General features: G+C 47.6%; 26 protein-coding genes. 18 read left to right on the forward strand and 8 right to left on the reverse strand.

Translation table 11 applies throughout. The features are described from left to right. The first annotated feature begins 207 nt into the window (after positions 1-207). Both FSB84_RS08885 and FSB84_RS08890 read left to right on the forward strand, forming a co-directional pair. A complete protein-coding gene (locus FSB84_RS08885) occupies positions 208-1038 on the forward strand; it encodes a sensor histidine kinase (RefSeq protein ID WP_130541899.1) in 831 nt (276 codons plus the stop codon). After that, complete coding sequence (locus tag FSB84_RS08890) at positions 1028-1684, forward strand: response regulator transcription factor (protein WP_130541898.1); 657 nt, start codon at positions 1028-1030, stop codon at positions 1682-1684. Before FSB84_RS08885 ends, FSB84_RS08890 begins: the two co-directional genes overlap by 11 nt. A gap of 79 nt (positions 1685-1763) precedes the next feature. On the opposite strand, the gene carB is transcribed toward FSB84_RS08890, so the two are convergent. Beyond that, on the reverse strand, positions 1764-4586 hold the full coding sequence (gene carB, locus FSB84_RS08895) for a carbamoyl-phosphate synthase large subunit (RefSeq protein ID WP_130541897.1): 2823 nt from the start codon (positions 4584-4586) through the stop codon (positions 1764-1766). A 198-nt stretch (positions 4587-4784) separates the two neighbouring features. After that, a complete protein-coding gene (locus tag FSB84_RS08900; RefSeq protein ID WP_130541896.1) occupies positions 4785-5000 on the reverse strand; it encodes a hypothetical protein in 216 nt (71 codons plus the stop codon). A gap of 456 nt (positions 5001-5456) precedes the next feature. Between FSB84_RS08900 and FSB84_RS08905 the strand changes: the two genes are divergently transcribed. The 6 genes from FSB84_RS08905 to FSB84_RS08930 all read left to right on the forward strand — a co-directional run bounded on the left by FSB84_RS08905 (position 5457) and on the right by FSB84_RS08930 (position 10298). Next, positions 5457-7016: a M23 family metallopeptidase gene (locus FSB84_RS08905; protein ID WP_158643823.1), complete on the forward strand. Its 1560-nt coding sequence runs from the start codon at positions 5457-5459 to the stop codon at positions 7014-7016. Between the two features lie 154 nt (positions 7017-7170). Next, positions 7171-7638 (forward strand): thioredoxin-dependent thiol peroxidase, encoded by a 468-nt coding sequence (bcp, locus tag FSB84_RS08910; protein ID WP_130541894.1) that lies wholly within the window; start codon positions 7171-7173, stop codon positions 7636-7638. Positions 7639-7955: 317 nt separating this feature from the next. Beyond that, on the forward strand, positions 7956-8327 hold the full coding sequence (locus tag FSB84_RS08915; RefSeq protein WP_130541893.1) for a c-type cytochrome: 372 nt from the start codon (positions 7956-7958) through the stop codon (positions 8325-8327). A 5-nt stretch (positions 8328-8332) separates the two neighbouring features. Further along, entirely contained in the window at positions 8333-8770 is a 438-nt protein-coding gene (locus FSB84_RS08920; RefSeq protein ID WP_147122109.1) for an OB-fold protein, read from the forward strand. 38 nt (positions 8771-8808) lie between these two features. Continuing rightward, entirely contained in the window at positions 8809-9360 is a 552-nt protein-coding gene (locus tag FSB84_RS08925; protein ID WP_130541891.1) for a YceI family protein, read from the forward strand. A 56-nt stretch (positions 9361-9416) separates the two neighbouring features. Beyond that, complete coding sequence (locus tag FSB84_RS08930; protein WP_130541890.1) at positions 9417-10298, forward strand: DUF5777 family beta-barrel protein; 882 nt, start codon at positions 9417-9419, stop codon at positions 10296-10298. Here the strand turns inward: FSB84_RS08930 and FSB84_RS08935 are convergent, their stop codons facing one another. The 3 genes from FSB84_RS08935 to FSB84_RS08945 form a co-directional block, all read right to left on the reverse strand. Next, complete coding sequence (locus FSB84_RS08935; protein ID WP_130541889.1) at positions 10299-10658, reverse strand: hypothetical protein; 360 nt, start codon at positions 10656-10658, stop codon at positions 10299-10301. 139 nt (positions 10659-10797) lie between these two features. Beyond that, a complete protein-coding gene (locus FSB84_RS08940) occupies positions 10798-11307 on the reverse strand; it encodes a biotin--[acetyl-CoA-carboxylase] ligase (protein ID WP_147122111.1) in 510 nt (169 codons plus the stop codon). Continuing rightward, on the reverse strand, positions 11298-11570 hold the full coding sequence (locus FSB84_RS08945) for a biotin--[acetyl-CoA-carboxylase] ligase (protein WP_147122113.1): 273 nt from the start codon (positions 11568-11570) through the stop codon (positions 11298-11300). Before FSB84_RS08945 ends, FSB84_RS08940 begins: the two co-directional genes overlap by 10 nt. Positions 11571-11696: 126 nt before the next feature. Here FSB84_RS08945 and rsfS point away from each other — a divergent pair, with 126 nt between their 5' ends. From rsfS to FSB84_RS08985, 8 genes are all read left to right on the forward strand, one after another. Beyond that, positions 11697-12086 (forward strand): ribosome silencing factor, encoded by a 390-nt coding sequence (gene rsfS / locus FSB84_RS08950; RefSeq protein WP_130541887.1) that lies wholly within the window; start codon positions 11697-11699, stop codon positions 12084-12086. Between the two features lie 128 nt (positions 12087-12214). Further along, positions 12215-14308 carry an ATP-dependent zinc metalloprotease FtsH gene (gene ftsH / locus FSB84_RS08955; protein WP_207234269.1) on the forward strand — a complete coding sequence of 698 codons (2094 nt, stop codon included), beginning with the start codon at positions 12215-12217 and terminating at the stop codon, positions 14306-14308. Between the two features lie 47 nt (positions 14309-14355). Beyond that, entirely contained in the window at positions 14356-14940 is a 585-nt protein-coding gene (locus FSB84_RS08960; protein WP_225980020.1) for a LutC/YkgG family protein, read from the forward strand. 16 nt (positions 14941-14956) lie between these two features. Further along, entirely contained in the window at positions 14957-15379 is a 423-nt protein-coding gene (locus FSB84_RS08965) for a gamma-glutamylcyclotransferase family protein (RefSeq protein WP_130541885.1), read from the forward strand. 28 nt (positions 15380-15407) lie between these two features. Beyond that, positions 15408-16196 carry a UDP-2,3-diacylglucosamine diphosphatase gene (locus tag FSB84_RS08970; RefSeq protein ID WP_130541884.1) on the forward strand — a complete coding sequence of 263 codons (789 nt, stop codon included), beginning with the start codon at positions 15408-15410 and terminating at the stop codon, positions 16194-16196. Positions 16197-16201: 5 nt separating this feature from the next. Next, positions 16202-17038, forward strand: coding sequence for a hypothetical protein (locus FSB84_RS08975; protein WP_130541883.1), 837 nt, complete (start codon positions 16202-16204; stop codon positions 17036-17038). A gap of 31 nt (positions 17039-17069) precedes the next feature. Then, entirely contained in the window at positions 17070-18164 is a 1095-nt protein-coding gene (locus tag FSB84_RS08980; protein WP_130541882.1) for a mechanosensitive ion channel family protein, read from the forward strand. A gap of 65 nt (positions 18165-18229) precedes the next feature. Next, positions 18230-19336 carry a hypothetical protein gene (locus tag FSB84_RS08985; protein ID WP_130541881.1) on the forward strand — a complete coding sequence of 369 codons (1107 nt, stop codon included), beginning with the start codon at positions 18230-18232 and terminating at the stop codon, positions 19334-19336. A gap of 14 nt (positions 19337-19350) precedes the next feature. On the opposite strand, the gene FSB84_RS08990 is transcribed toward FSB84_RS08985, so the two are convergent. Next, positions 19351-19860, reverse strand: a complete 510-nt coding sequence (locus FSB84_RS08990) for a thioredoxin family protein (protein WP_130541880.1) — start codon at positions 19858-19860, stop codon at positions 19351-19353. Between the two features lie 41 nt (positions 19861-19901). Further along, complete coding sequence (locus tag FSB84_RS30975; protein WP_225980021.1) at positions 19902-21248, reverse strand: MerR family transcriptional regulator; 1347 nt, start codon at positions 21246-21248, stop codon at positions 19902-19904. Positions 21249-21641: 393 nt separating this feature from the next. Here FSB84_RS30975 and FSB84_RS09000 point away from each other — a divergent pair, with 393 nt between their 5' ends. Further along, positions 21642-23189 (forward strand): ATP-binding protein, encoded by a 1548-nt coding sequence (locus FSB84_RS09000; protein WP_455430516.1) that lies wholly within the window; start codon positions 21642-21644, stop codon positions 23187-23189. Between the two features lie 5 nt (positions 23190-23194). After that, entirely contained in the window at positions 23195-23620 is a 426-nt protein-coding gene (locus FSB84_RS31805; protein WP_455430517.1) for a hypothetical protein, read from the forward strand. 72 nt (positions 23621-23692) lie between these two features. On the opposite strand, the gene FSB84_RS09005 is transcribed toward FSB84_RS31805, so the two are convergent. Further along, positions 23693-25945, reverse strand: coding sequence for a hypothetical protein (locus tag FSB84_RS09005; protein WP_130541878.1), 2253 nt, complete (start codon positions 25943-25945; stop codon positions 23693-23695). Positions 25946-26108: the final 163 nt, after the last annotated feature.

Raw genomic sequence — 26108 nt, forward strand, 5'->3', positions numbered from 1 at the left:
CATAAATACAGTAAAATTGAATTTGTTGAATTTCCAGAAATCCCCAAACTCTAAACTTCCCCCCTTTTCCAAACTTCTCTCTCAACGGTAATCCTTTACCAAAATTTATTACGTATTTTGTTGGCGTAAAGCCTTATCCTGCTCTGTTATTTCCGGGATTTTTACCCTTGCAAACATTTACCTAAATTCATATACCATTCCTGTTTTATGGAGAACCAGGGTCAGGAAATTTATTTTATTATAATTATCGGTGGTTTACTGGCCCTGCTACTGGTAGGTTTTATCGTAACCATTCTCTTCACCTATCAACGCAGACAGCACCAGCAAGAGCAGGAACTGACCCGCTTGAAGGATCTCTTTGAACAAGAATCACTCCGTTCCCAACTCGAAATTCAGGAAGAAACTTTCAAAATGCTCAGTCAGGAGCTTCATGATAATATCGGGCAATCCCTGTCTGTAGTCAAACTCTCCCTGGCCATTCTGCCGGTAGACAAACAGCACGAAGCCTGGGAACCTATCCAAAATGCCCGAGATATCCTCAATAAAGCCGTACTCGATCTCGCCGGTCTGAACAAAAGCCTGCATACCGACAGGATCGCGCAAATCGGACTGGTGGAAGCCATCTCTTTTGAAGTGGAAAGCCTGCGCAAATCCAGGCTAGTGGAAGTGGAATTCACTATCGATGGTTATGAACAACTACTAGACGAACAAAAATCCGTGATGCTCTTCCGGATCTTTCAGGAAATGCTCAATAATATCCTGAAACATTCACAGGCATCACGCGTAGAAATATCGATCAACTTTACAGACGATCATCAATTTATTCTCCGTTTGGCTGATAATGGAGTAGGGTTTGACATCGAAGCAAAAAGAAATTCTGTATCTTCTACTTCCGGTGTCGGACTAAAGAGTATTTTCAACCGGGCAAAACTGGTAGGAGCCGAAATCGATATGCAAAGTACCATCGGCCAGGGCACTACCACCACCATTAAATTAGCTTTGCCTCCCGAAAGCGAAAGTGATAACCATGACAGGTGATAAAAAAATACTGGTAGGAGTGGCAGATGACCATACACTGCTACGCAACGCACTGGCGCGACTCATCAGTTCGTTCGAGAACTACCAGGTTGTGTTCGAAGCCGGAAACGGAAAAGAAGTGAAAGAAAAGATAGCAAAAAATGTACTGCCGGATATTGTTCTCCTCGATGTGAATATGCCGGATATCGATGGCTACGAGACCGCAAAATGGATCTACAAGAACTATCCGCAGATCAAGATCCTCGCCCTTTCCATGTTCACGGATGAAAGCATCATCATCCGTATGCTTCGTCTAGGAGCAAAAGGTTATATCCTGAAAAATGCTGACCCCGATGAACTCAAACTGGCGCTCGATTCTGTGTGGCAAAAAGATTTTTACCTCTCGGAATATATATCAGGCAAAGTGATCAGCGGCCTGCACAAAGACATCGACCTCCCCGATGAACCTATTGTACTCAACGATAAAGAGAAAGAATTCCTGCAGTGGGCCTGCTCGGAAATGACCTATAAAGACATTGCACAGAAAATGTACGTGAGCCCCAGAACAGTGGACGATTACAGAAATGCACTGTTCGACAAACTCAAAGTGAAATCCAGGATCGGTCTGGTTCTCTATGCTATCAGACGCGGACTCGTGGAAGTATAACCGAAATCAGTGTTTCCTCAGGGACCAAAATAAAAAAGGCGTATCGGTTGATACGCCTTTTGATTTATGTAGACCTGAACTATTTACTCAGGTACATGCTTCTGTCTTTATACAGCTGACGGAAATAAGGATCGCGGAGGTCCTTGATGAAACGGATGGCTTCGCCGGTTGATTTCATCTCAGGTCCGAGCTCTTTGCTCACGCCAGGGAATTTCTCGAAGCTGAACACTGGTTCCTTGATCGCATAACCTTTCAGGCGTTTCACGAACTTGAAGTCGCGGAGCTTGTTCTCGCCCAGCATCACTTTGGTAGCTACATTCAGATAAGGGATCTGATAGGCTTTCGCGATGAACGGAGTGGTGCGGGATGCCCTTGGGTTGGCTTCGATCACATATACTTTGTTGTCCTTAATGGCAAACTGTATGTTGATCAATCCGCGGATATTCAGTTTGAATGCAATTTTCCTTGCATACTCTTCCATGGTCTCAACAATCATGGGAGAAAGATTGAACTGGGGAAGAACCGCATTGCTGTCTCCGCTGTGGATACCGGCAGGCTCGATATGTTCCATCACACCCATGATGTGCACTTCGTCACCATCACAGATCGCATCGATCTCTGCCTCCTGGCAACGGTCCAGGAAGTGATCGATCAGGATCTTGTTACCGGGAATATGCTTCAGCAGACTTACTACTGCTTTTTCAACTTCTTCGTCGTTGATCACGATCCGCATTCTTTGTCCACCCAATACATAGCTTGGACGAACCAGAACAGGATAACCTACTTTATTGGCAACCTCAACGGCTTCGTCAACCGTATAGGCGGTACCGTAATCAGGGTAAGGGATCTTCAGCTCTTTCAGCATGTCGCTGAAACGACCGCGGTCTTCGGCAATGTCCATATTATCGAAGGAGGTACCGATGATCTTGATTCCTTTTTGAGACAGGCGTTCTGCGAGTTTCAGGGCCGTCTGGCCACCAAGCTGAACGATCACTCCTTCTGGCTTTTCCAGTTCGATGATCTCCCAGAGATGCTCCCAGAATACTGGCTCGAAGTAAAGTTTGTTGGCGATATCGAAGTCGGTAGACACTGTTTCTGGATTACAGTTCACCATGATGGCTTCGTAGCCGCATTCTTTCAGTGCCAGCAGACCGTGTACGCAGCAGTAGTCGAACTCGATACCCTGACCAATACGATTAGGACCTGAACCAAGAACGATCACTTTCTTCTTGTCGCTCACCTTGCTTTCGTTGGCATTGCCATTCTCGAAAGAAGAGTAGAAATATGGGGTCTTGGCCTCAAATTCTGCGCTGCAGGTGTCAACCATCTTGTACACGCGGGTGATATTGGCGGCTTTTCTCTTTTCGTATACGTCCTCATCTTTACCATCCTGCATGATCAGCGCAATTTGCTGATCGCTGAAACCAAGGTCCTTGGCGGTTTTCAGCAGTTCTACAGGTAAGGTGTTGAGTTTGTATTTGGCGATCTCCTTCTCCGTGTCAACGATCTTCTGGATCTCATTCACAAACCAGCGGTCGATACCGGTTGCTTTGGAGATGGTGCCTACACTGATACCGTCCATGAGGGCATCCTTGATTCTGAAGATGCGATCCCATTTCGGAGTTTTGATGTATTCAACGATCTCTTCTGCGTGCATCTGGCTCTTGCCGTAGTAGCCCAGCCCAACAGCATTGTTCTCCAGGCTCTGGCAGGCTTTCTGAACGGCTTCAGCAAAACTTCTTCCGATGGCCATCACCTCACCTACGCTCTTCATCTGGAGGCCGAGGGTGTCATTGGCGCCTTTGAATTTATCGAAGTTCCAGCGTGGCATTTTCACGATCACGTAGTCCAGCGCCGGCTCAAAGTAAGCCGAAGTGGTCATGGTGATCTGGTTCTTCAGTTCATCGAGTGTATAACCGATAGCCAGTTTGGCTGCTATCTTGGCGATGGGGTAACCAGTGGCTTTGGAAGCCAGGGCAGAAGAACGGCTTACACGCGGGTTGATCTCCACGGAGATCAGTTTTTCAGTGGAGGGGTCCATAGCGAACTGCACGTTACAACCACCGGCGAAGTTGCCGAGGCTGCGCATCATCAGGATGGCCTGGTTGCGCATTTCCTGGAAAGCGGTATCGCTGAGGGTCATGGCAGGCGCCACAGTGATGGAGTCTCCGGTGTGAACGCCCATGGGGTCTACGTTCTCAACGGTACAGATGATGGCTACGTTGTCGTTTTTGTCGCGGAGGAGTTCCAGCTCATATTCTTTCCAGCCGAGCAGGGCTTTTTCAACCAGTACCTCATGGATGGGAGAGGCTTTGAGACCTTTGTCCAGTGCGGCTTCCAGTTCAGATTTGTCGTGAACGAAACCACCGCCTGAACCACCGAGTGTGAATGAAGGACGGATAACGAGGGGGAAACCGATCTCCTGTGCATATTCCTTTCCTTCGAGAAGGGAGTTAGCTACTTTGGAGTTGGCTACAGGAACGCCGATCCTGATCATGAGCTGGCGGAACTTCTCACGGTCTTCCGCAGTGTCGATCGCTTCCACGTCAACCCCGATCAGTCTTACATTGTATTTTTCCCAAACGCCGAGTTCAGCGGCCTCTTTGGTGAGGTTGAGGGCTGTTTGACCGCCCATAGTAGGGAGAACTGCATCGATCTGGTTTTCTTCCAGGATCTGTTCGATACTTTCTACTGTCAGTGGCAGTAGGTAAACCTTGTCGGCCATCATGGGGTCAGTCATGATAGTAGCCGGGTTACTATTGATCAAAATGACCTTAATTCCTTCTTCGCGCAGGCTGCGGGCAGCCTGAGAGCCGGAATAATCAAATTCACAAGCTTGTCCGATAATGATGGGACCTGATCCGATAATGAGCACTGACTTAATAGAAGTGTCTTTTGGCATTTTTTGAAGAGCTGTTTTTTTTCTAAACAAATTGCGCAAAAGTAAGGCAGCAGCAGGAATTTTGAGGATTAATTTTTGAAAAGGCCGGAACAGGCAGTAAAACAAGCTTTCCCGGGCAGGGCCGGGCAATAAAAAAACCTTTACCTAACCGGTAAAGGTTTATATGCAGATTCTTAAGTTTCGTTAAGTGAGTTACCTTCAGCTATTGTGGAAAGCAGCTATCTCGATATCGTCCAGCGCAACTCCACCCTGGCGAATAACCCTACGTTGCTCCGCCAGATGCTTCTTCTCATCAAAACTGCTTCTGATTTTGAAGATCCACTTCTGCTTCGCCTCATTTCCTTTGAAGAATCCAACAACCGACCCTACTGTCAATGCAAGTAGTAAAACCATCCTGTTAATAATCGCTTTCATAACCTCGAGTTTGTAGAATTAAACCATCATGTTTCCATATATTTCAATAGACAATTTATATACGCCAAATGCTGTTCCATAGTTTAGAAAAAAGCATACCACTAAGTGGGTATTTTTGATAACTTAACATGGCGGAATCCAATGTCCATCTACCTTTCATGTTAATACCCATTCCTGTGCCGGGTAACCTCTTTTTCCCATTTTTAATATTAGTTTAATACAAACAAACCGATACAGTCAAGCCCCCAACCTCTTTTCAGTAGTTTTGTAACTTCTTTGTTAAATAAAAGCTGAGCAATGCGAATATTGGTGATCGTTTTTTTACTCTGTAGTGAAATGCTGACAGCGCAGGTTTTTACTCCGGCGATTTATCCGAAAGGTTATTTCAGAAACCCTTTAGCAATTCCCATCGACCTCAGTGGGAACTTCGGGGAACTCAGGCCCAATCACTATCACATGGGATTGGATCTTAAGACCCGGCAAAGAGAGAACCAGCCCGTCCATGCTGCGGCAGACGGGTATGTTGCCAGGATCAAGATCGAACCGGGCGGCTTTGGGCGCGCACTTTACATTAATCACCCCAATGGTTATACGACCCTGTACGCTCACCTCAACGATTTCAACCCGCAGTTGGAGGCATGGGTGAAAGAACAGCAGTACAAACAGCAATCATGGCGCGTTTTCCTGGAACCGCCTGCCAGTCTGTTTCCAGTGAAGAAGGGCGACTTTATCGCGTACAGCGGCAATACCGGAGGATCGCAGGCTCCCCACCTGCATTTCGAGGTCCGCAGAACAGCCGACGATATCAACCTCAATCCCCTGCTGTTCGGGCTTCCGCTTACAGACAATGTGCCTCCCCGCATTCTTCGTATGGGGATCTACGACAGAACCAAAAGCATTTACGAGCAGTCTGCCCGCATCTTCCCCGTCAAACTCACTGGAGGGACCAGATACGTTGCTACCCCGGAACTGATCACTGTTACCTCTCCTCAGATCAGCTTCGCTATTGGAGCATTCGATACCCATACAGGTTCCACCAACCTGAATGGGATCTTTGAATCCATCTTGTATGTAGATGAGCAGCCGGCAGTGGGTTTTCAGATGGATAATATCAGCTACAACGATACCCGCTACCTAAATGCGCATATCGATTACCGGACCAAGTCCGGTGGCGGCCCCTGGCTGCAACAACTCTTCGACCTTCCCGGCTATATCAACTCCATTTACAAAAACGAGAAAGCGCAGGGCGGAGTGATTGACCTGAGCGATGGCGGGATCCATAAGATCCGGATCGAAGTAAAGGATACCTATCTAAATTCCTCAACGCTGGAATGCCGCGTGCAATACAAGCCCGGTACGGCTTCTGCCGTATCCACTACTTCCGCGAACAATCCGATGTTCTATCCGCTGATGCTGGATGGCTTCGAGCGCGAGGACTGTGAATTCTATATTGGTGAGCGCTGCCTTTATGATTCAGTGCATATCCGGTACAACAGGTCAGCTTCCGCAAGTCCGCAAGCGGTTTCCGCCCAGCACTCGATCGGTGCCAGTTATATTCCGCTGCAGGAAGCCTTCCTGGTCAGGATCCAACCCACAAAGATCCTGACGCCAACAGAACAGCAAAGAACAGTGATGCTCTGGACCTCCGGAACCAAAAAGGATGTTCAGAAAGTGGAATGGCAGAACAACTGGGCCTCCGCTCGTTTCCGGGATTTTGGAACTTACCAGCTGTTGGTGGACGAAGAGCCACCAACCATCGTTCCTGTTGGATTCACAGACGGCGCAGATCTCAGTAAAGCCACCCGGATATCATTCACCATCAAAGACAATTACAATAAGTTCAAAAACGTGAGACCAACACTGGACGGCAAATGGCTCCGCTTCACCAATGATAAGGGCCGCACTTTCATTTACCGCTTCGATGAATATTGCCCTCCGGGTAAACATGAACTTACCATCTATGCTGAAGACGAAGCAGGTAATGCCACTTCAAAAACTTTTACCTTCACACGCTGAGTTATAGGATCAGCGCCACAGCTGGCGGCTTTTGAAGAGCCCGCCAGCCAGGCAACTGAAACCCGGGATTGAATGCAAGCTTTACTCATGGTTGCATATGCTGCCTCCCGGCGAACAGCAAAAACAACTCAATAAATTCTGAAAAAGAACGAATATGATTTTACAGGAAGGCGATAAAGTGCCTGCTTTCAAAGGAGTGGACCAGAATGGAAATCCCGTATCTCTCAACGACTATAAAGGACAAAAACTGATCCTGTATTTCTACCCTCAGGACGATACGCCCACCTGTACAGTACAGGCCTGCAACCTTCGCGATAATTTCACGTTACTGAAAAATGAAGGCTTCACGATATTGGGCGTGAGCCCGGACGAAATAGAGAAGCACAAAAAGTTTGAATCCAAATATCAACTCCCTTTTACTCTCCTGGCTGATCCCAAACACAGCATTATCGATAAATATGGAGTTTGGGGAGAAAAGCAGCTCTATGGAAGAAAATACATGGGCCTCCACCGAACTACTTTTGTGATCGATGAGAAAGGCATCATCCGGAAAATATTCCTTCGCCCCAAAAACAAACAACACGCAGAAGAGATCGTGAAAGCATGGAAAGAACTGGCTTAAGAAACCTTTTCACTCTTTGATGCGTATAGATGAACAGCTCCCGTATCGGGTAGTGACTATCCTTGCTTCGGTCTTTTTCTAAAAGGCTCCTGCATGGATTGCTTTTGTTCAAAGGTTTGGTAAAAAGGATCCCTGTTCTGGAAAGAGCAGGGATTTTTTTCTGACATGATTATAGCAATGCCAATTCAGAAAAACCAAACCAGGAATACATCGAAAAAACCAGAAACCAAAACTTAATTATTTATTGAACGGCGGCTATCAAGGCAACCTCATGATTTTGTTCTTCGTAAGAAACAGGAACCAACATTCGAAAAAAAATGAACAAGCCTGTTTCAATCTTCGCAGGATTGATCCTGCTGATCTATTGTAGTTGCTCCAGCAAAAAGGAAGATCCTGTAGACCCTGGTGGCGGTGGTGGAGGCGGCGGCATCAATTGTGATGGCGTTGCTAAAACCTTCACTGCAAATGTGCAACCTATCATCCAGGCCAGTTGCCAACTCAGCGGTTGCCATGACGGAGCAAGTACCAATGGCCCCGGACCACTGACCACTTACGATCAGATCAAGAGCGCATCCGCACGTATCAGGGCAGCAGTGATTTCCCGTCAAATGCCCAAGGGAGGCAGCCTTACAGACGCACAGATAAAAAGCATTGTGTGCTGGATCGATTCCGGCAGTCCAAATAATTAACAGGAATGGCTACGCGAAAACGAATTAGGCTATTCACCGGAATACTGCTCCTCTTGTGTGGTCTGTTCTTCTACGGTTATTTTCAATACCAGCGCACCAACCAGGACCTTAAACTGGCAACTCCTGATCAGACCTTAACCGCATTTACCCTGATCCACGAATTTGCCGGCGATGATACCCTTGCGGATAAAAAATACAGGAAAAGGGTCCTGGCGGTGCGTGGTATCGTTAAGTCTGTAGACACTACCAATAATGGTGTGTCGGTCATTTTAGGCGATTCCCTTCAAAGAGCTTCGATCCGTTTCTCCATGGAAGGACCATGGAACGAAATTTCGGATATACAAGAGGGTATGATAGTATCTATCAAAGGCATTCTTAACGGATACAGCAAAGACCAAACAGGCCTGTTGGGCGATGAGATCGTTTTCAACAGGGGGTATTGATCAGAAACCCCTGACTGTTCCGTGAAAAAAGCTACACTATGAAACAGCGAATCAGTTTATTATTACTCTACCTGGTGTTGACGGGAAGTGTTTTTTCCCAGGGCAAATTCTTTACCCGCACAGGCCAGATATCTTTTTCTTCCAAAGGCATACTGGAGACAATAAAGGCGCAAAACAAAACAGTTACCTGCGTACTGGATGCTCAAACAGGGCAGATCCAGTTTTCTGTTATGATGCGCGGCTTCGAGTTCAAAAAAGCCCTGATGCAGGAACATTTCAATGAGAACTACGTGGAAAGTGATAAGTATCCGACAGCCGAATTCAAAGGACAGATCAACAGTCCACTCCCTGACCTGTCGAAAGACGGCAGCTACCCCGTGAAGGTGAAAGGCAAAATGACCATTCACGGTATCACACAGGAACTGGCAACGGATGGAACGCTCACAGTACAGCAGGGGGCGATGAAGGCGGATGCCACTTTCACTATCCTGCTCTCCGATTACAAGATCAGGATACCATCCATCGTAAAGAATAATCTTTCCAACACCGTGAGTATTGCAGTGGCCTGTTCATTACAACCACTGCAATAGTATCACGATGATTTGCTAACTGATCTTCACCTCACACATAACCAAAACGAAGCATAATGTCCGGAGCATACAGAGCATTATTCACCATACTGATCTCCTGCGGAGTTGCAAAGGCGCAGGAGCCAGACCTGCTCAAAGAACTTAAGAAAGAGGAAACGCCTGCCAGATCTCATGTGACCAACGCTTTCAAATCATCGAGAGTGATCAACAACCACTCGATCGAGTTTATAGGGAAAGGCGTGCTGGACGTACGTTTCCTCCACCGTTTCGGAACGGTTAACAGCGGAATTAAAAATCTTTTCGGTCTTGACCAGGCCAATACGCGTATAGGGTTCGACTACGGCCTCAGCAACCGCGTGATGGCGGGCTTCGGCAGAAGCAATGTTGGCAAGGAACTGGACGCCTTCATCAAATACAGGCCCATCTGGCAATCCAATGATCCCGGCGGTTCACCTGTTTCTGTGGTATGGGTATCGGGTATCACAGTGAATACCGCTCCATGGGCATTCCCTGAACTGAATTATGATTTCGAAGACAGGCTTGCGTATTTCCATGAGATCATCATCGGAAGAAAATTCACGGAAAGTTTCTCTCTGCAACTGAACCCGATACTGGTGCACAGAAACCTGGCGCCAGCCAATGGACATAATAATACATTCGCGCTTGGGATCGGATCCAGGCTGAAGCTCACCAAAAGAACCGCCTTCATGCTGGATTACCAACCAGTTCTATCCGGCAGGCAGACAGGCACCAAAGACATGCTGGCGGTCGGCTTCGATATCGAAACCGGCGGTCACGTATTTCAATTGCATTTCACCAATGCTACGGGGATGAATGAAAAAGCATTTATAACAGGCACTACGGACGATTTCTGGAAAGGGGATATACGGTTTGGCTTCAATATCTCGCGGGTATTCACCGTAGGTAAAAAGAAGTAATTATTTTTTCAGCAATATCAGCAGGATGGCTACCACACCTCCCATCACAAAGGCGAAGTAAGTGAACATCCATTGCATGATGTCCGTATTATTCACTCCGGGAAATTTTTTTTCAAACAAATCTTTATGCAGGTTATATGCTTGCTCTACCATAAGCCCAACCCGCAGGTCCAGCGCTTCCTCAAATTCCTTCCTGTCTTTACGCTCAATTTCAGAGTAATGTTTCAATAAGAGATCCCGCTCCTCTGCAAACATTAACTGTACACATTTACTCATGATGGCGGCATCGCTGTCACCAAGCTTCAGTTTGTTCTTACAGAGGTCATGGATCCTTAGATCGATCATTGAATTACTTTCCATTTGACATCGGTTTTCATTTAGTGTTCGTGAATCGTTGACTTTGTAAAGATGATGAGCACCCGGGAAACAACAAGGGGAAAAAAAACGCGATTCTGCGTTTTTTTTCCCCTTGTTGTTTGAAATAAATTTTGTATTGATGTTAGTCGAGAACCCATTCCACTTCACCTACTGCGAAGTACCTGTCCATTACGTCCTTTGTATGCAACTGGCCTTGTTCGGTTACACCGCAGACGTTAGTTTCAAAAACACTGCTATCTTTTTTCAATTTCACTTTCTCTCCGATCCTGTACATCGCTTCATGATAAGCGCGAAGAATATCACGACCTTCCCCAGCCGATAATTTCTTCCACCATTTTTCCTGGTATTCGCAAAGCGTGGTGGCCAGCGCCTGCACATCGAAGTTCCGCCCTGTGATCTGTTTCAGGCTGACGGGATTCCTGAATGCACCATCGAACCGCGCCTGATTGATGTTCACTCCCATCCCAACAATAGCCCAATCCCAGATTGCCTGTCCTCCGGCCGTTTCCAGCCTGTTTTCGATCAGGATGCCGGCTGCCTTTCTGTCACGCCAATAAATATCATTGGGCCATTTGATCCTGGTTTCGTCACCCGCATAATTTTTAAAGAATTCATAACAACTCAGTGCCATGGCGGCAGATAGCAAAACTGCTGATAAAAAGGGAGCTCACCAGGTTTGATAATGGTGCTGAGAATGATATTGTCTCCGGGCGCCGTCAGCCATTGCCGGCCTCTCTGGCCTTTCCCGGCGGTTTGCTCCAGGGCAAAAAAGGCTGCTCCGTGCTTCGCTTTGCCCTCAATGGCCAGGGCCATGGCATAGTTGTTGGTGCTGTCAACTGAAGGCAATACCGTCAAAGGCCGGCCAATAGTGTGTAAGATAGCGGGATGTGACAAAAGATTACTATTTTTGACAACAACGAAAATAGGCATTCCAAGTGAACGTTTCGGTGCCTGCGCTGTTGTAGATATTAGCGGTAAAAATTGATCATCAAAAAGTACGAATTATTGGAACAACTTTCAATGTTAGCTACCCGTCGCAAAAGTAGCAGTGTAGCGAGGTTAACAAAGAGCTCAAAGATCATCAAAGCTATCATCCACGCCATTCAGGAGAAAAAAGGGGAAAACATCATTTCCCTCGATCTCCGAAAAATTCCCGAAGCAGTTGCTGATTTTTTCATTATTTGCGATGCCGGCAGCACCACGCAGGTGAAAGCCATTGCAGATTATGTTGAGGTGCACGTGAAAGAGAAAACTGGTGAAGTACCCTATCACCATGAAGGCCGCCAGGCATCTCAATGGGTGATCACAGATTATGTGAATGTAGTGGTACACGTTATGCATTCAGAAACACGCAAGTTCTACAAACTGGAAGAAATGTGGAGTGACGCCGCAGCGGATGAACATTCCTGATGACTGCGTCTGATCAGGATCCGGAACTGATCGCTGGAATAAAAAGGAGCTTTTCCAGTGATCAGGTTGTTTTTTGAACTATTTTGTCTTATTATTATTAATCAGAAAAACAAGAGACACAACATATTATGTCAGACGAGTCAAGACAGAACGAAAGAAATTTCCCTCCGCGCATGCGCCCCAGGGATGATGGCAACGGACAACGAAAAGGCCCGAGGTTCAATATCTATTGGGTCTGGGCTATCATCTTTGCAGTACTTGTGGGCTTCCAGCTTTTCGGATCCCTTACCCCGGACACCAAAGGAATCAATGATCTCGAGTTCTACGCCATGCTCAAAAAAGGAGATGTGGACAAGATCACCACAGTCACCAATAAGAACCTTATCAGGGTTTATCTCAAAAAAGAAAGCGTAGAAAAATACAAATCACAACTTTCAAAGAACAGTCAGGCCAGCGTTGAAAAAGGACCGCAGTTCGAATTCAAAGTGGTTGACGCCAAAGAATTTGATAAGAAACTGAGCGACTGGTACGATAAGAACCCCGATGTTGCCCCTGTTGTGAACAATCCCATCCAGGAAGGCGAATGGTTCGGATCCCTGATCCAGCTCTTACTCCCACTGGTTGTGATCATCCTCATCTGGATCATGCTCATGCGTAAAATGGGCGGTGGCGCAGGGGGCGGAAGTGGTCCCGGCGGTATCTTCAATATTGGAAAATCAAGGGCAACCCTCTTCGATAAAGGAACAAAAGTAAATATCACTTTCGCAGATGTTGCAGGACTGGACGAAGCCAAGGTGGAAGTGATGGAGATCGTGGATTTCCTGAAAAATCCCAAGAAGTACACTGCATTGGGTGGAAAGATACCCAAAGGCGCACTCCTGGTAGGTCCTCCCGGTACCGGTAAAACCCTGCTCGCAAAAGCAATGGCAGGTGAAGCACAGGTTCCCTTCTTCTCCATGAGCGGTTCCGATTTCGTTGAACTGTTCGTTGGTGTGGGCGCCAGCCGCGTACGCGACCTCTTCAAACAAGCACGTGAAAAAGCTCCCTGTATCATATTCATCGATGAGATCGATGCCATCGGCCGCGCCCGTGGTAAGAACGCCATCATGAGCAACGACGAACGTGAAAGCACACTCAACCAGTTACTGGTAGAGATGGACGGTTTCTCCGGTGAATCAGGTATCATCGTTCTGGCAGCCACCAACCGCCCGGACGTACTGGATACCGCACTCCTCCGCCCAGGCCGCTTCGACCGTCAGATCTCCATCGACAAACCAGATCTCAAAGGCCGTGAGCATATTTTCAAAGTGCACCTGAAGCCCATCAAGATCTCTGAAAAAGTTGATATCCATAAACTCGCCGAACAAACGCCAGGCTTCGCCGGCGCAGACATCGCGAATATCTGTAACGAAGCCGCACTTATCGCTGCCCGTAAAGGCAAACAGTCAGTTGAGATGGAAGACTTCCAGGATGCAGTTGACCGTGTGATCGGTGGCCTCGAAAAAAAGAACAAGATCATCTCTCCCGAAGAGAAAAAGATCATTGCCTACCACGAAGCCGGTCACGCTATCTGCGGCTGGTTCCTGGAACACGCATACCCATTACTGAAAGTAACCATCGTTCCACGCGGTGTGGCTGCACTCGGTTACGCCCAGTACACTCCGAAAGAACAATACCTGTACAATACAGATCAACTGATGGACCAGATCTGCATGACCCTCGGCGGCCGTGCCAGCGAAGAGATCTTCTTCGGCAAGATCTCTACCGGCGCGCAGAACGACCTCCAGCAGGTTACCCGCATCGCTTACTCTATGATCACTGTATATGGTATGAACGATAAAGTAGGTAACGTAAGCTTTTACGACCCTGCTGCTGAAAACTCTTTCACCAAGCCATACTCTGAAGAAACTTCCAAACTGATCGATGAAGAAGTTAGAAAGCTCATCGACGTCGGTTACCTGAAGACAAAAGAGTTATTGTCTCAGAAAAGAACAGAGGTAGCTAAACTGGCTGAAGCGCTGCTGGAAAAAGAAGTACTGTTCCAGAGCGATGTGGAAGCTCTGATCGGTAAACGTCCGTTTGAAGAAAAGAAAACGCTCGATGTTGATGGAAACCCTGAGCACCATTCAGAGAATGGAACCATCAGCGAAGGCGTTCCTCCTTATGATAGCAATGTGACCAATCATCCAGTACAGAGCAACGAACAGGAAAAGCAATCATGAGCGTTTCACCATCCAAAGAGAATATTTTAAAGAAAATACGGAAGGCGTTGACCCAATCAACGCCTCTTCCTTTTCCGCAAAGTGAAGGCAATAGTTCTGTGTACCAGCCTTCCAGGCAGGAATTGGAAGTGGAGTTTGCAGAACAGTTCACCAAGCTGACGGGAAAGTTCATTTTCTGTTTAACCTGGCAGGAACTGGCCGCACAGCTCAATGCTGTTGTGGCCCACAATAACTGGCAACATATTTACAACCAGGAAACAGAACTGTCTAAGACCCTTGCTGGCAACGGCTTTGCGCCGGCAGCTTTTGATTCAGTAGCCAACTGCGATGCAGCCATAACATCCTGTGAAAGCCTGATAGCTCGTACAGGCTCCATCGTGATGAGTGCAGCAGGCCCCAGCGGCCGCTCCGTGAGCGTATATGCGCCGGTTCATATCTGTATCGCCCGCACCAATCAACTGGTGTACGATGTGAAAGATGGCATCCAGCTGGTGAAAGAAAAATATGGCGCCAGTTTCCCTTCGCTCGTCACCTTTGCAACAGGGCCCAGCCGCACGGCGGATATCGAGAAAACCCTGGTTGTAGGCGTGCACGGCCCAAAAGAAGTATATGTTTTCCTGGTGGATCAGTAGCATAAACCATTAATCTATGAATCAGCACATCCATCACCTTTTCGTATATGGATCATTGTTAAGCGGGTTCCAGCATCCTGCCTATACATATGTGAGCCGTTATTTTACACTCGTTTCCCCGGCCGTTACCAATGGTAATATCTATGATCTCGGCGAATATCCCGGCGCTGTTCCTGCAGCTCCACCAGCCCTCATTCATGGCGAACTGTATAAAGTGAACCATGCTGATGAGTTCTCCTTTGCCATCAAACAACTGGACGATTACGAAGGATTCCTGGTAGAAGCAGGAGAAGTACCGCTATACCGCCGTGAACCGGTTGATGTGAAGAATGGCAATGTAATTACCACGGCCTGGATCTACTGGTACAATCGTGAAACAGACGGGCATCCATTGATCCCCAATGGCGATGCTCTCAGTTATTGGAAACAGAAAGGCTGAGCCCATAAAATTCAGATGATATTTTTACATGCAGTTACCTCCCGATAAGAAAGTTTATTTTCTCTCCGACTTCCATCTCGGAGCGCCCAACCCTGCAGCAAGCCTGGAGCGCGAAAAAAAGATCGTGGCATTTCTCGAAGAGATCCGCCACAGCGCCGGCGCCATCTTCATCGTAGGAGATATGTTCGATTTCTGGTACGAATACCGTACGGTTGTGCCTAAAGGTTATGTGAGGCTGCTCGGTAAACTGGCCGAACTTACAGATGCAGGCATTCCCATCTATTTCTTCGTGGGAAATCACGATATGTGGATGACAGACTATTTCCAGAAAGAGCTCAATATCCCCGTCTATTTCGAACCACAGGAATTCGAGTTCAACGGCAAACAGTTCCTCATCGGTCATGGTGATGGATTGGGGCCGGGAGACCATGGTTACAAAATGCTGAAGAAGATCTTCCGTAACCCTGTCTGCCGCTGGCTTTTCGGCATCCTCCCACCATATATTGGCATGGGGATCGCCAATTACAGCAGCAGGAGAAGCAGGGCTGTGACCGGACAGAACGATGCCGCATTCTACGGCGAAGAAGGAGAATGGCTGATCACCTATTGCAAGGAGGAACTGAAAAAGAAATTCTATGATTACCTGGTGTTCGGGCATCGTCACCTGCCCATCGATTACACACTGAATGACGGGAAAAGCCGTTATATCAACCTGGGCGACTGGATCCGTTATTACACTTACGCCATATTCGACGGAAAGGATATGCACCTGCTGACCCGCGAATCAGACCAGGAAAAAAATATTGTACGAAAATAGTTGACATGCTGAAACTGGCCACCATCGCTGTTTGCCTCTTACTCTGCACGCTGCCCTCTGCAAATGCGCAGATGGTGGGTATACAACAGCTCAGCGATACAGCTTTCAAAACAGAGCGGGTGATCAGCGGCGAATTCACAGATTTCAATGTAGACAATCTTGGCAATCTCTATGTGGTGAACCAAACGGGACAGTTAAAAAAGATGAGCCCCAAAGGAGATTCACTTGCCGTGTTCAACAATGTACGTCAGTACGGCAAGATCCATTTCATAGATGTGAGCAATCCGCTGAAAGTATTGCTGCACTTCAAAGATTTCGGCACCATCGTTATCCTCGATCGCTTCCTCAATACCCGCAGCACCATCGATCTGCGCAGACAGCAACTCTTCCAGGTAAAATCCATCGGGCAATCTTACGACAATAATATCTGGGTCTACGATGAGCTCGAAAGCAAACTGAAACGCATCGGCGAAGATGGCCGTACCATCGATCAGTCCAACGATTTCAGGCAGCTCTTCGATTCCACTCCTTCACCAGGCTTCATCGTTGATCAGAATAAACTGGTATACCTGTACGATCCCGCCAAAGGCGCTTATATTTTCGATTACTACGGTACATTCAAGAACCGGATCCGTTTTCTTGGCTGGACCGATTTTACGGTGATCGGCAATACCATTCTCGGCCGCGATGCCAATGTACTCTATAAATACGAACCGGGCACGCTCAACCTGCAACAGTACAGCATCCCCGCAAGCATGCAGGATGCCAGGAAGATAAAGATCACACCCACCAATATTTACCTGCTTCGGGAAAAGCAGCTCGAGATCTTCTCGTACCGCTGATCCCTTTCGCGAAAAATGTAACTTTGTAAGCATGGATAAATTTCTGGACACAGTCATTCTGGACAATACGATCAGGAGTTATTTGATGGTGGCAGGCACCATCCTGCTGGTGTTGTTCCTGAAAAGATATTTATCAAGATATATCGCCGGCCTGCTGTTCCGTGTTGTGCGCAAGATCGCCAGAGGTATCGATAAGCCCAGCTTCGTGAACCTGGTTGTGTCTCCGCTGGAAACATTCCTGTTGCTGGTAGTGAGCATCATCTCGCTGGACAAGCTCAGTTTTCCTGAAGTGCTGAATGTAAAAGTGTACAAAATATCTCTCCATAGCCTCATAGATGGCCTTGCCATCATTGTGGTGATCATCACTTTCATCTGGCTGCTGTTGCGCATCATCGATTTCGTTGCCATGATCCTGCACCAGAAAGCCGAACAGGCAAACGACCAGCAGGACAATCAGCTGGTAGTCTTCTTCAAGGATTTTTTCAAAGTGATGTTTGTGATCATCGGATTCCTGATGGTGCTGAAATTTGCTTTCAGTTATCCCATCACCAACCTGATCACCGCCCTGAGTATCGGTGGCGCTGCCATCGCACTGTCCACCCGCGAAAGCCTGGAGAACCTGATCGCAAGCTTTATTATCTTCATCGATAAACCATTCATGGTAGGCGACATAGTGAAAGTGCAGTCCATTACCGGCACAGTGGAAAAGATAGGATTGCGCAGCACGCGCATCCGCACAGATCAGAAAACATATGTAACCATGCCCAATAAGCAAATGGTGGACAGTGTAATGGACAATCTTTCGCTACGTACACAGCGCAGAGGTTTCATGCAGCTGGAACTGAATGCAGATACCCCAAAGGAAGCCGTGCAACAACTGGTGCTTGGTATTCAGCATTTGCTGCAGCTAAGAAAAGATCAGATCGAAAGCTCTTCCGTTTTTCTCGCAGATATCGTCAAGAACTCATTCATAGTTCAACTTGAATTTTTCACGGCGCCCATTCCTGTTGCGGATTTCAATGCAGTGCGCCAGGACCTTTTTCTTTCCATTATCGATTTGATGGAAGAAATGAATATCAGGCTGGCAGCCAAAGAGAATGAAATAGTGGTCACGAAAGAAAGCTAATAATTTCATAACGCATAGGGGTAGAACCATTTCATGTTGTCATAATTTCTACAAATACACACAACATGATGGTTAGTAATTACACAACCGGCATTCCGGGAAGGAAGGTCGCATGCATCGTATTATCGTTACTGATGACCGGCAGTGTACAGGCTCAATCGCAAAACAGCAAAGGAGGCGTACATATCGGACTCATCTATCCCATCAGCACGCATGGCACCAATGCGGCTGCTTCAACCAATAATTTTTCTTTTCATTTACTGGCTGGTGTTTCAAAGAATGAAACCGGCGCCGCATTTTCCGGATTCTCGAATGTGATCTTCGGAAACGCAAGCGGGGCGCAGTTTGCAGGCTTCTCCAATCATATCGGGGGACAATCATCCGGCGCGCAGCTGGCGGGTTTCATGAACTTCACAGGAGAGGCAAGAGGAACACAGCTGGCAGGATTCATGAATGCCTCAAAAAGTTCCACCGGCATACAGCTGGCAGGCTTTGCTAATTATTCAAAAGGAAGTGGTGGTAAATTCCAGGCAGCAGGTTATCTGAATATGGCGAAAGATGTGAAGCTGCAATTGTCGGGATTCATGAATATCGGGCAGGATGTGAATACCCAATTAGGTGGTTTTCTCAATATCGCCAGGAATGTGAAAGGTGTGCAGATTGGGTTCATCAATATTGCTGAAAGTGGCACTCCCATTGGATTAGTGAACATTGTGAAGAATGGTGAGATGGCGGTGCGTGTAACTGTTGATGAACTGGGAACAGTGATCGGCGGCTTCAGGTCTGGGGGTAAAAGAATGTACGGTGTGCTTGGAGCAGGCTACAATGGAAAAACCTCAAAAACTATGTATGCCCTGGAAGGCGCTATAGGCGCGCATTTCCCGGTGTCTGAATATTTCAGGATGTATACGGAACTGGCATCTGCCACGCTGGATGATTTCAAGAAGGGGGATTTTTTCCGTGGGTCGCTGAGAGTGTTCCCAGGTTTCAGGATCGGTAATCAGCTGGAGATCTTTGCAGGCCCCACTTTCAATTATGTATACTTCGATATTGCTTCCGGAAAGGGAGTAGACCTGGTGAACCATTTCATGTGGAGTGAGAAAGCTGGTGATGAGCATCAGCAGGGAATGTATATCGGCGCCATTGGCGGGATATCATGGAAATTAAAATAAGCAGTACTGACTGCTTACTTTTTTCCTGAAACTATTTCGCTGATTTCTTTGTCCCATTGTCCTGTTGTGCCGTATTCCACAACACGACCCACTTCTTTTCCATCTTTCAATACAATGAAAGTTGGCACGCGCTGGATATTGAAGGCTTCAGAGAGATTACCGATGGTCTTCTTACTGTAATCAACTGCCACCAGGCTTACACGGTCTTCATTCACACCGGCAGCATCCAGCAGGGAGTAGAACTTAGGCAGGAGAAAACGTGTGTCGCCACACCAGGTTCCACCGAATACGAGATACTGTACTTCTGCTGCTTTGGATTTGATATTTGAAACGATCTCTGTGTCCGGCTTATAGCCTTCCTGCTGTTGCCGGAACCATTTGAAGGTAGTGTCATTTGCCAGCAGATCACGATTGATGATTCCCTTCAGGATCCTGCGGCCACTTTTTTCAATCACTTCATATTGTGTTTGTGCAAATGATGATAAGGTGATCACCACAAACAGAGCGGACAAAAGGTACTTCATAAAGAATGATTAGTCTACAAAATTAGTAGAATTAATCCTTTTTACAAAGTGGCTTTGATCTCGAGGAGGAAGCCCTTGATTTGCTGGAGGGACTGTATCATTTCAAACCTTTCGCGTGCCTGTTTATTCTTTTTGAGGAATTCTTTGGCGCCTTCGATGGTGAGCTTGCGTCTTCTGAGCAGATCGTAGATCAGTTCCAGGTTCTTGATGTCTACCGGGCGGAAATGCCGGTCGCCCTTCCTGTTCTTCCTGGGCTGAATAATATCGAACTCATTTTCCCAGAACCTGAGCAGGCTCTGGTTTACACCGAACATGCCTGCCACTTCACCGATACTATAGTACTGGCGCTTGAACAGCGTGGAGTCTTCAGGGATATTCATTGCGCCGGCTTCGGCATCGAGAGTTTTCAATGATTTGCGGCCGCGTGTAGATTTTTTGGGAAGCTCAGGTTCGGGTTCGGGTGTGTTGAAATTCACACCATGACCTGTGTTATCGGAAATGAAATCTTCATCTTGTACAGGCTCTGCTACAGCTGGTGGCGCTGCTGCCTGAGGGGGTGCGATAATGTTGGCAGTTGGCTGTGATTCCTGAACCTGTTGAGGTGTTTCAGTTTCTGCAACTGGCTGCTCATCTGCCTTGAAATCGCTTACAGGCGTTTGTGCTTCATTGGCATCCTGTATTTCATTGGCAGGAGCTTCGGCCTTCTCTTCAGCAGCAACTGGCGGCTTCCCGGTCTGCTGACTTGCCGGTGTGAATCCAATATTCCTGTTTTCCTTTTTTCCTGAAGGCGCTGATACTTTTTCTTCTACTGCATATACCTGCGCGGGCCTTGTGAGCCTTGAAGGTATATTGCTGGCAGGAACTGGTTGCACAGCGGCTTTCGGCTCCTCAGGCTTTGGCTCTTCATCGGTCTTCTCACCTTCGTTTACTTTCTGCTCTTCTGCTATTGTTGTTTCTGCAACCGGTTCTGCAAAGATGGGATCAGCTGCTTCTTCTGCAACAGCTTGTTCCTGGCTGGTTTCACTGGCAGGCTCATGCGTATGTGCATGAGCTTCCGCTTCTGAAACTACCGGAGTATTTTGGATTACTTCGCTGTCGTTATTGGGATTGTTTTCGTTTTCCTGTTTTGCAGGATCAAGCTCAATGGTCAGTCCGCTTTGTCCCGGTTGAGCTGTATTCACTGCTGGTTGGGAAAGTGCTTCTTCTCCGTTCGCTCCGCTTTGTGCTGTAAGGTTCGCCTGGTTTTCCGTTTCCTGTTCTGTTTCACCAGCATCCGCCTGGGAAGCGGGCTTGAGGCTTTTGATCCTGAAACCTGCTGCAGGGGATTCCTGAGCAGGATCAGCATCTCCGAAATCAAAGCCCATCTGGTTGTATTTTTTCTTATCCATAATTTGAAAGCAGAGGTTCTCTATAGTTCATCAAAATTCGTGCAGTAAAAGTACGAACAAAAGGAGTGCCGCCTCCCGCTTCGCGGGCCTTTGGCGCAACTGTGGAAAAATTGCCTTGAAATGACCGGGCAAAAACAATTCGAATAAAAATATTCTATTTGGGAAACATCCTGTTTTACGGTTGAATTTCCCCTTGAAACAGGCATTCACACAGCATAATCTGCTAAGCCGGCACAGGCATTTTTACACTTGTGCGGAAGGCTGTGAAAGCACTGTTATAAACTGTATAAAACGGGGATAAAATAAGCCTTAAAAATCGCCTCAAACCCTTAATTTTCGTACATTTGCAGGAATCAACATTTTTAAACTGCAGAAGTATTTTTCGACGAATTTATGGATACAGAAACTACAGAAATCCTGAGTCCCTCCAATAGCGGATATGGTGCAGATAGTATACAGGTTTTAGAAGGTCTGGAAGCAGTGCGGAAACGGCCGGCGATGTACATTGGTGACGTCGGCGAAAAAGGCTTGCACCACCTGGTGTATGAGGTGGTAGACAACTCCATCGATGAGGCCCTGGCCGGATATTGTAAGAATATCACCGTTTCCATTCATGAAGACAATTCCATTTCTGTTCAGGATGATGGCCGTGGCATCCCCACCGGTATCAATACCAAAGAGAAGAAAAGCGCACTGGAACTGGTTATGACCGTTCTGCACGCCGGTGGTAAATTCGACAAAAATACCTACAAGGTTTCCGGTGGTTTGCACGGTGTAGGTGTGAGTTGCGTAAACGCACTTAGCACAAAACTCCATGTTACCGTTCAGCGTGAAGGAAAGATCTTCGAGCAGGAATATCATATCGGGGCGCCGCAATACCCCGTTCGTGAGATCGGTACCAGTGATATTACCGGTACTCACGTTCACTTCTGGCCAGATCATACCATTTTCACCACCACACTTTACAAGAAAGATATTCTGGAAGGCCGTCTTCGCGAACTGGCCTACCTCAATAAAGGCATCAGCATCACGCTCAACGATCTCCGTGAGAAAGATGATGACGGTACTTCCTATACCAAAACCTTCTACAGTGAAGGTGGTATCGTAGAGTTTGTTGAGATGCTCGATAAGAATGCGGGCCGCTCCACCCTTATCCCCACTGTGATCTACGTGGAAGGAAGGGATGAAGCTTCCAATGTAGCCGTTGAAGTGGCAATGACCTACAACGACAGCTATCATGAGCATATCTATTCTTATGTAAATAATATCAATACCATCGAAGGTGGTACGCACGTGTCCGGCTTCCGTCGCGCACTTACACGCGTGTTCAAAAGCTATGGCGATAAGAACAACCTCTTCGAGAAAGCAAAAGTGGAGATCGAAGGTGACGACTTCCGGGAAGGCTTAAGCGCTATCATTTCCGTGAAAGTGCCCGAACCTCAGTTCGAAGGTCAAACCAAAACAAAGCTCGGAAACAGCGATGTGATGGGCGTTGTAGACTCCACCGTTTCAAAAGTACTCGACCGTTTCCTGGAAGAAAATCCCAAGGAAGCAAAAAATATCATCTCCAAAGTGATCCTGGCTGCACAGGCGAGAGCCGCTGCACGCAAGGCCCGCGAAATGGTTCAACGTAAAAGCGTTCTCAGCGGTGGCGGCCTGCCCGGTAAACTGGCCGACTGCTCCGACAGGGATGCCGATCGTTGCGAGCTCTTCCTTGTCGAAGGTGACTCGGCGGGTGGTACCGCCAAACAAGGCCGTAACCGTAACTTCCAGGCCATCCTGCCACTCCGTGGTAAGATCCTGAACGTGGAAAAAGCCATGGAGCATAAGATCTACGAGAATGAAGAGATCCGCAACATGTACACCGCCCTCGTGTTACTGTGGGAACTCCCGAAGATCCCAAAGCGCTCAACCTCGTCAAACTCCGTTATCACAAACTGATCATCATGACGGATGCCGACGTGGATGGTAGCCACATCGCCACACTGATCCTTACTTTCATCTATCGTTATATGAAAGAAATGGTGGAGCAGGGTTATGTGTACATTGCGCAACCACCACTCTACCTGGTGAAGAAAGGAAAAGAATCCGGCTACGCCTGGAATGAAGAACAACGTAAAGCCCTCACAGAAAAACTGGGCGGTGGAAAAGAAGACAGCGTGAACATCCAGCGATACAAAGGTTTGGGTGAGATGAACGCAGATCAACTCTGGGATACTACCATGAATCCCGAGACACGCACCCTCAAACAGGTAACCATCGAGAGCGCTGCAGAAGCAGACCGCATCTTCAGTATGCTGATGGGTGATGAAGTAGCGCCCCGCCGCGATTTCATCGAAAGCCACGCCAAATACGCAAAGATCGACGTATAAAATATCTGGTCTTATAAAAGTAATCGGCTGTCCGCTTTGCAGACAGCCGATTTTGTTTCAAGCTGTGCCCGGTCACTTGCCGGGACGCGAGCGACTGCTCCCCGCGGTTTCCGTCACAAAAAAGAATTGATGCAGCGTAGTTGCAGTGGTTTGAATGCGGCTATTCCTTACTGTTACTTTAGAATAAGCTGGTTGTAGTTTTTTGAAACTGCCCACCATCTTTTGAACATTACTTGACGCACCAACAGGCAGATTCACAGGAATGCCTTTGCCTGTACTGCTGCTGTCTTTCCAAACTGCATACACTACTTTGGCGGGATCCTGGCTATGCCTGAATTTGATCACGAACAATCCGCCGCCTGCCGAATCGATGATCTGCCCGTTCCCGTACCAGAACAATTCACGACTGATGCCCTGATCATAGTAATAGTTCTCCCAGTACTTGGTTGAATCCAGCTGCCAGTTCTTATTATAGTAGTACCAGAGATAACCACTGCCGCTGTAATTGGTGTAACGTGAAGACGGATTCGGCGCTTCATCGTCCTTGAAAGCATATTGTACACGCTCGGATTCGGAAGTGGCGGCGCCCATCAGTTTGGAGCTGACCAGAAAAATGCCGAGGCTTTGCGCTTCATTATATTTATCGTACCGAACTATACCGAACAGCGTGGTATCATACATGCCGTTCTCTGTTTTGGTGCGAAGAAAGGATTTGTCTGCCCCGTATTCATTGATGGTAACGGGAACGTATCCACGCCATTCGCGATAGATGGCTTCCAGGGCTTTGTGCTGATCCTGGTAATATCCCTTATCCGAAGGGAAAGTGATATGACTGCCGCGCAGTTCGCTGGAGAAAGGCCCAACACCTTTTTTTAAACTGCCGGGGTATGCGTGGAAGCCTACATAATCGATGGGAGGATGTGCTGTATTGTAAGCATATTGCAGGAATTTGATCACGGCGCGTTGGTACTGTACATCGAGGCCGGTGGTGGCGGGAAGGTACACTTTGAAATCCGGGTCTGCATTCTTTGCGCCGAAACCCTTGCCCCACCTATTGTTCCAGCCATCAGTGGCCATCAGCATCATGCAGCCTGCGGCGATAGGGTCCTGCCATTGATTGGGAAAATAAACACCATTGAGTTCATTGCCCGGCTCGATACCCCAATGCGTTCCGGTAGCTTTTACGTGACCGTTCTTTTGTTTTGTGTACTTATCATCTGCATCGGGATTGGAGCCGTATGCGTAAGCGATGCTGTACATATTCTTACCGAGGGTTCGATAACTGAGCGGGTCGCGGCGATCGGAAGCGGTATCGTCCACGGGACGCCAGGAGTAGGAATTCGTTTGTTTGAGCACGTGAGAGTTGGGCCCCATCATCTGGTAGTACATCCTGCGACCGGTCATTACAGACATGAGAACGGAATCATAGAATTCGGAAGAGGAAATATCGCGCTGGGGTTGAAGCACCAGCGTATCGTAAGAGAAGCGGTTGGTTTGCTGGAGGCCTTTCCTCATGATGGTGAAGCTGTCGCAATCCTTTACCGGAAATACATTGTAGTAATTGGAGCCATTGAGGTTGCGGATGATCTCCCTGCGGGAAGCTGCGCGGGCTACCACTTCATCGGATGCATAATTGAATGTGGTATCGCCGGTACCGGTAGGTTCTCCATAAAAGACGATCCCGGTAAGATTGGTTTCGGGCGCCATCCAGTAGCCGCCTTCCTGGTAGAACATCTTTCTCCAGCGGATACTGGTGAGAAAATATTGAACGATGGTATCGCCCTCCCATACTTTTTTCCATTCGTACTTACCCCCTTTGGTGATAATGCGAATGGAGGGGGGAGTATTATTCGTGTACTGGTAGAGGTAAGTAGCGGAGCGGGCACTGTCCCCGATAGTGATGTCTACCGTGTCTGCAACGGGATTGGCAGGAGAGGTGCAGACCCAGATTTCGCGGAGGCGATATCGTTGTTGAAAATTTCCGCCGATGAGCCGGTGACGACGATAACCATAATAATCTTCTGCACCGATGGAGGTGTTGCCACTGGTACTGTCTGCCAGTAAGTCACCGTTCCGGGGATCGGCCTTACTGTCAAAATAATGAAAAGTTGAGTAAGCCGCACGCCCCCAGGCGCCACTGAAATCTACGATCATATTACTGTCGAGCAATATCTTTTGCACCGGATTGTCCGCACTGGTGGCGGATTTGAAGGGAATGCTGGCTTTTGCGGAGGTGGCGGCGGTCCCTGCTGTCCGGCCCGAAATTTGTGCGGTGGAAAAGACACAGGATAAGAGGAAGAAAAGGCACAATTGTACATATTTCATACCGGTGTGGTTTGATGGGGGGCTGGAAAACGTGCATATCCTGCATTTTTTTGTGCGTAAGTTTTTTTCTAAAACCCATTCAAAATCAATGCTGACCCGCCTTATATTGAAAAAAAACGTATATTTAAGTGTGCTTTGATCCTTATTTGGAGAACTTTTTGCA

Origin of the sequence: Pseudobacter ginsenosidimutans, from assembly GCF_007970185.1 — a bacterium.
In the GTDB taxonomy this organism is placed as follows: Bacteria; Bacteroidota; Bacteroidia; order Chitinophagales; family Chitinophagaceae; genus Pseudobacter; species Pseudobacter ginsenosidimutans.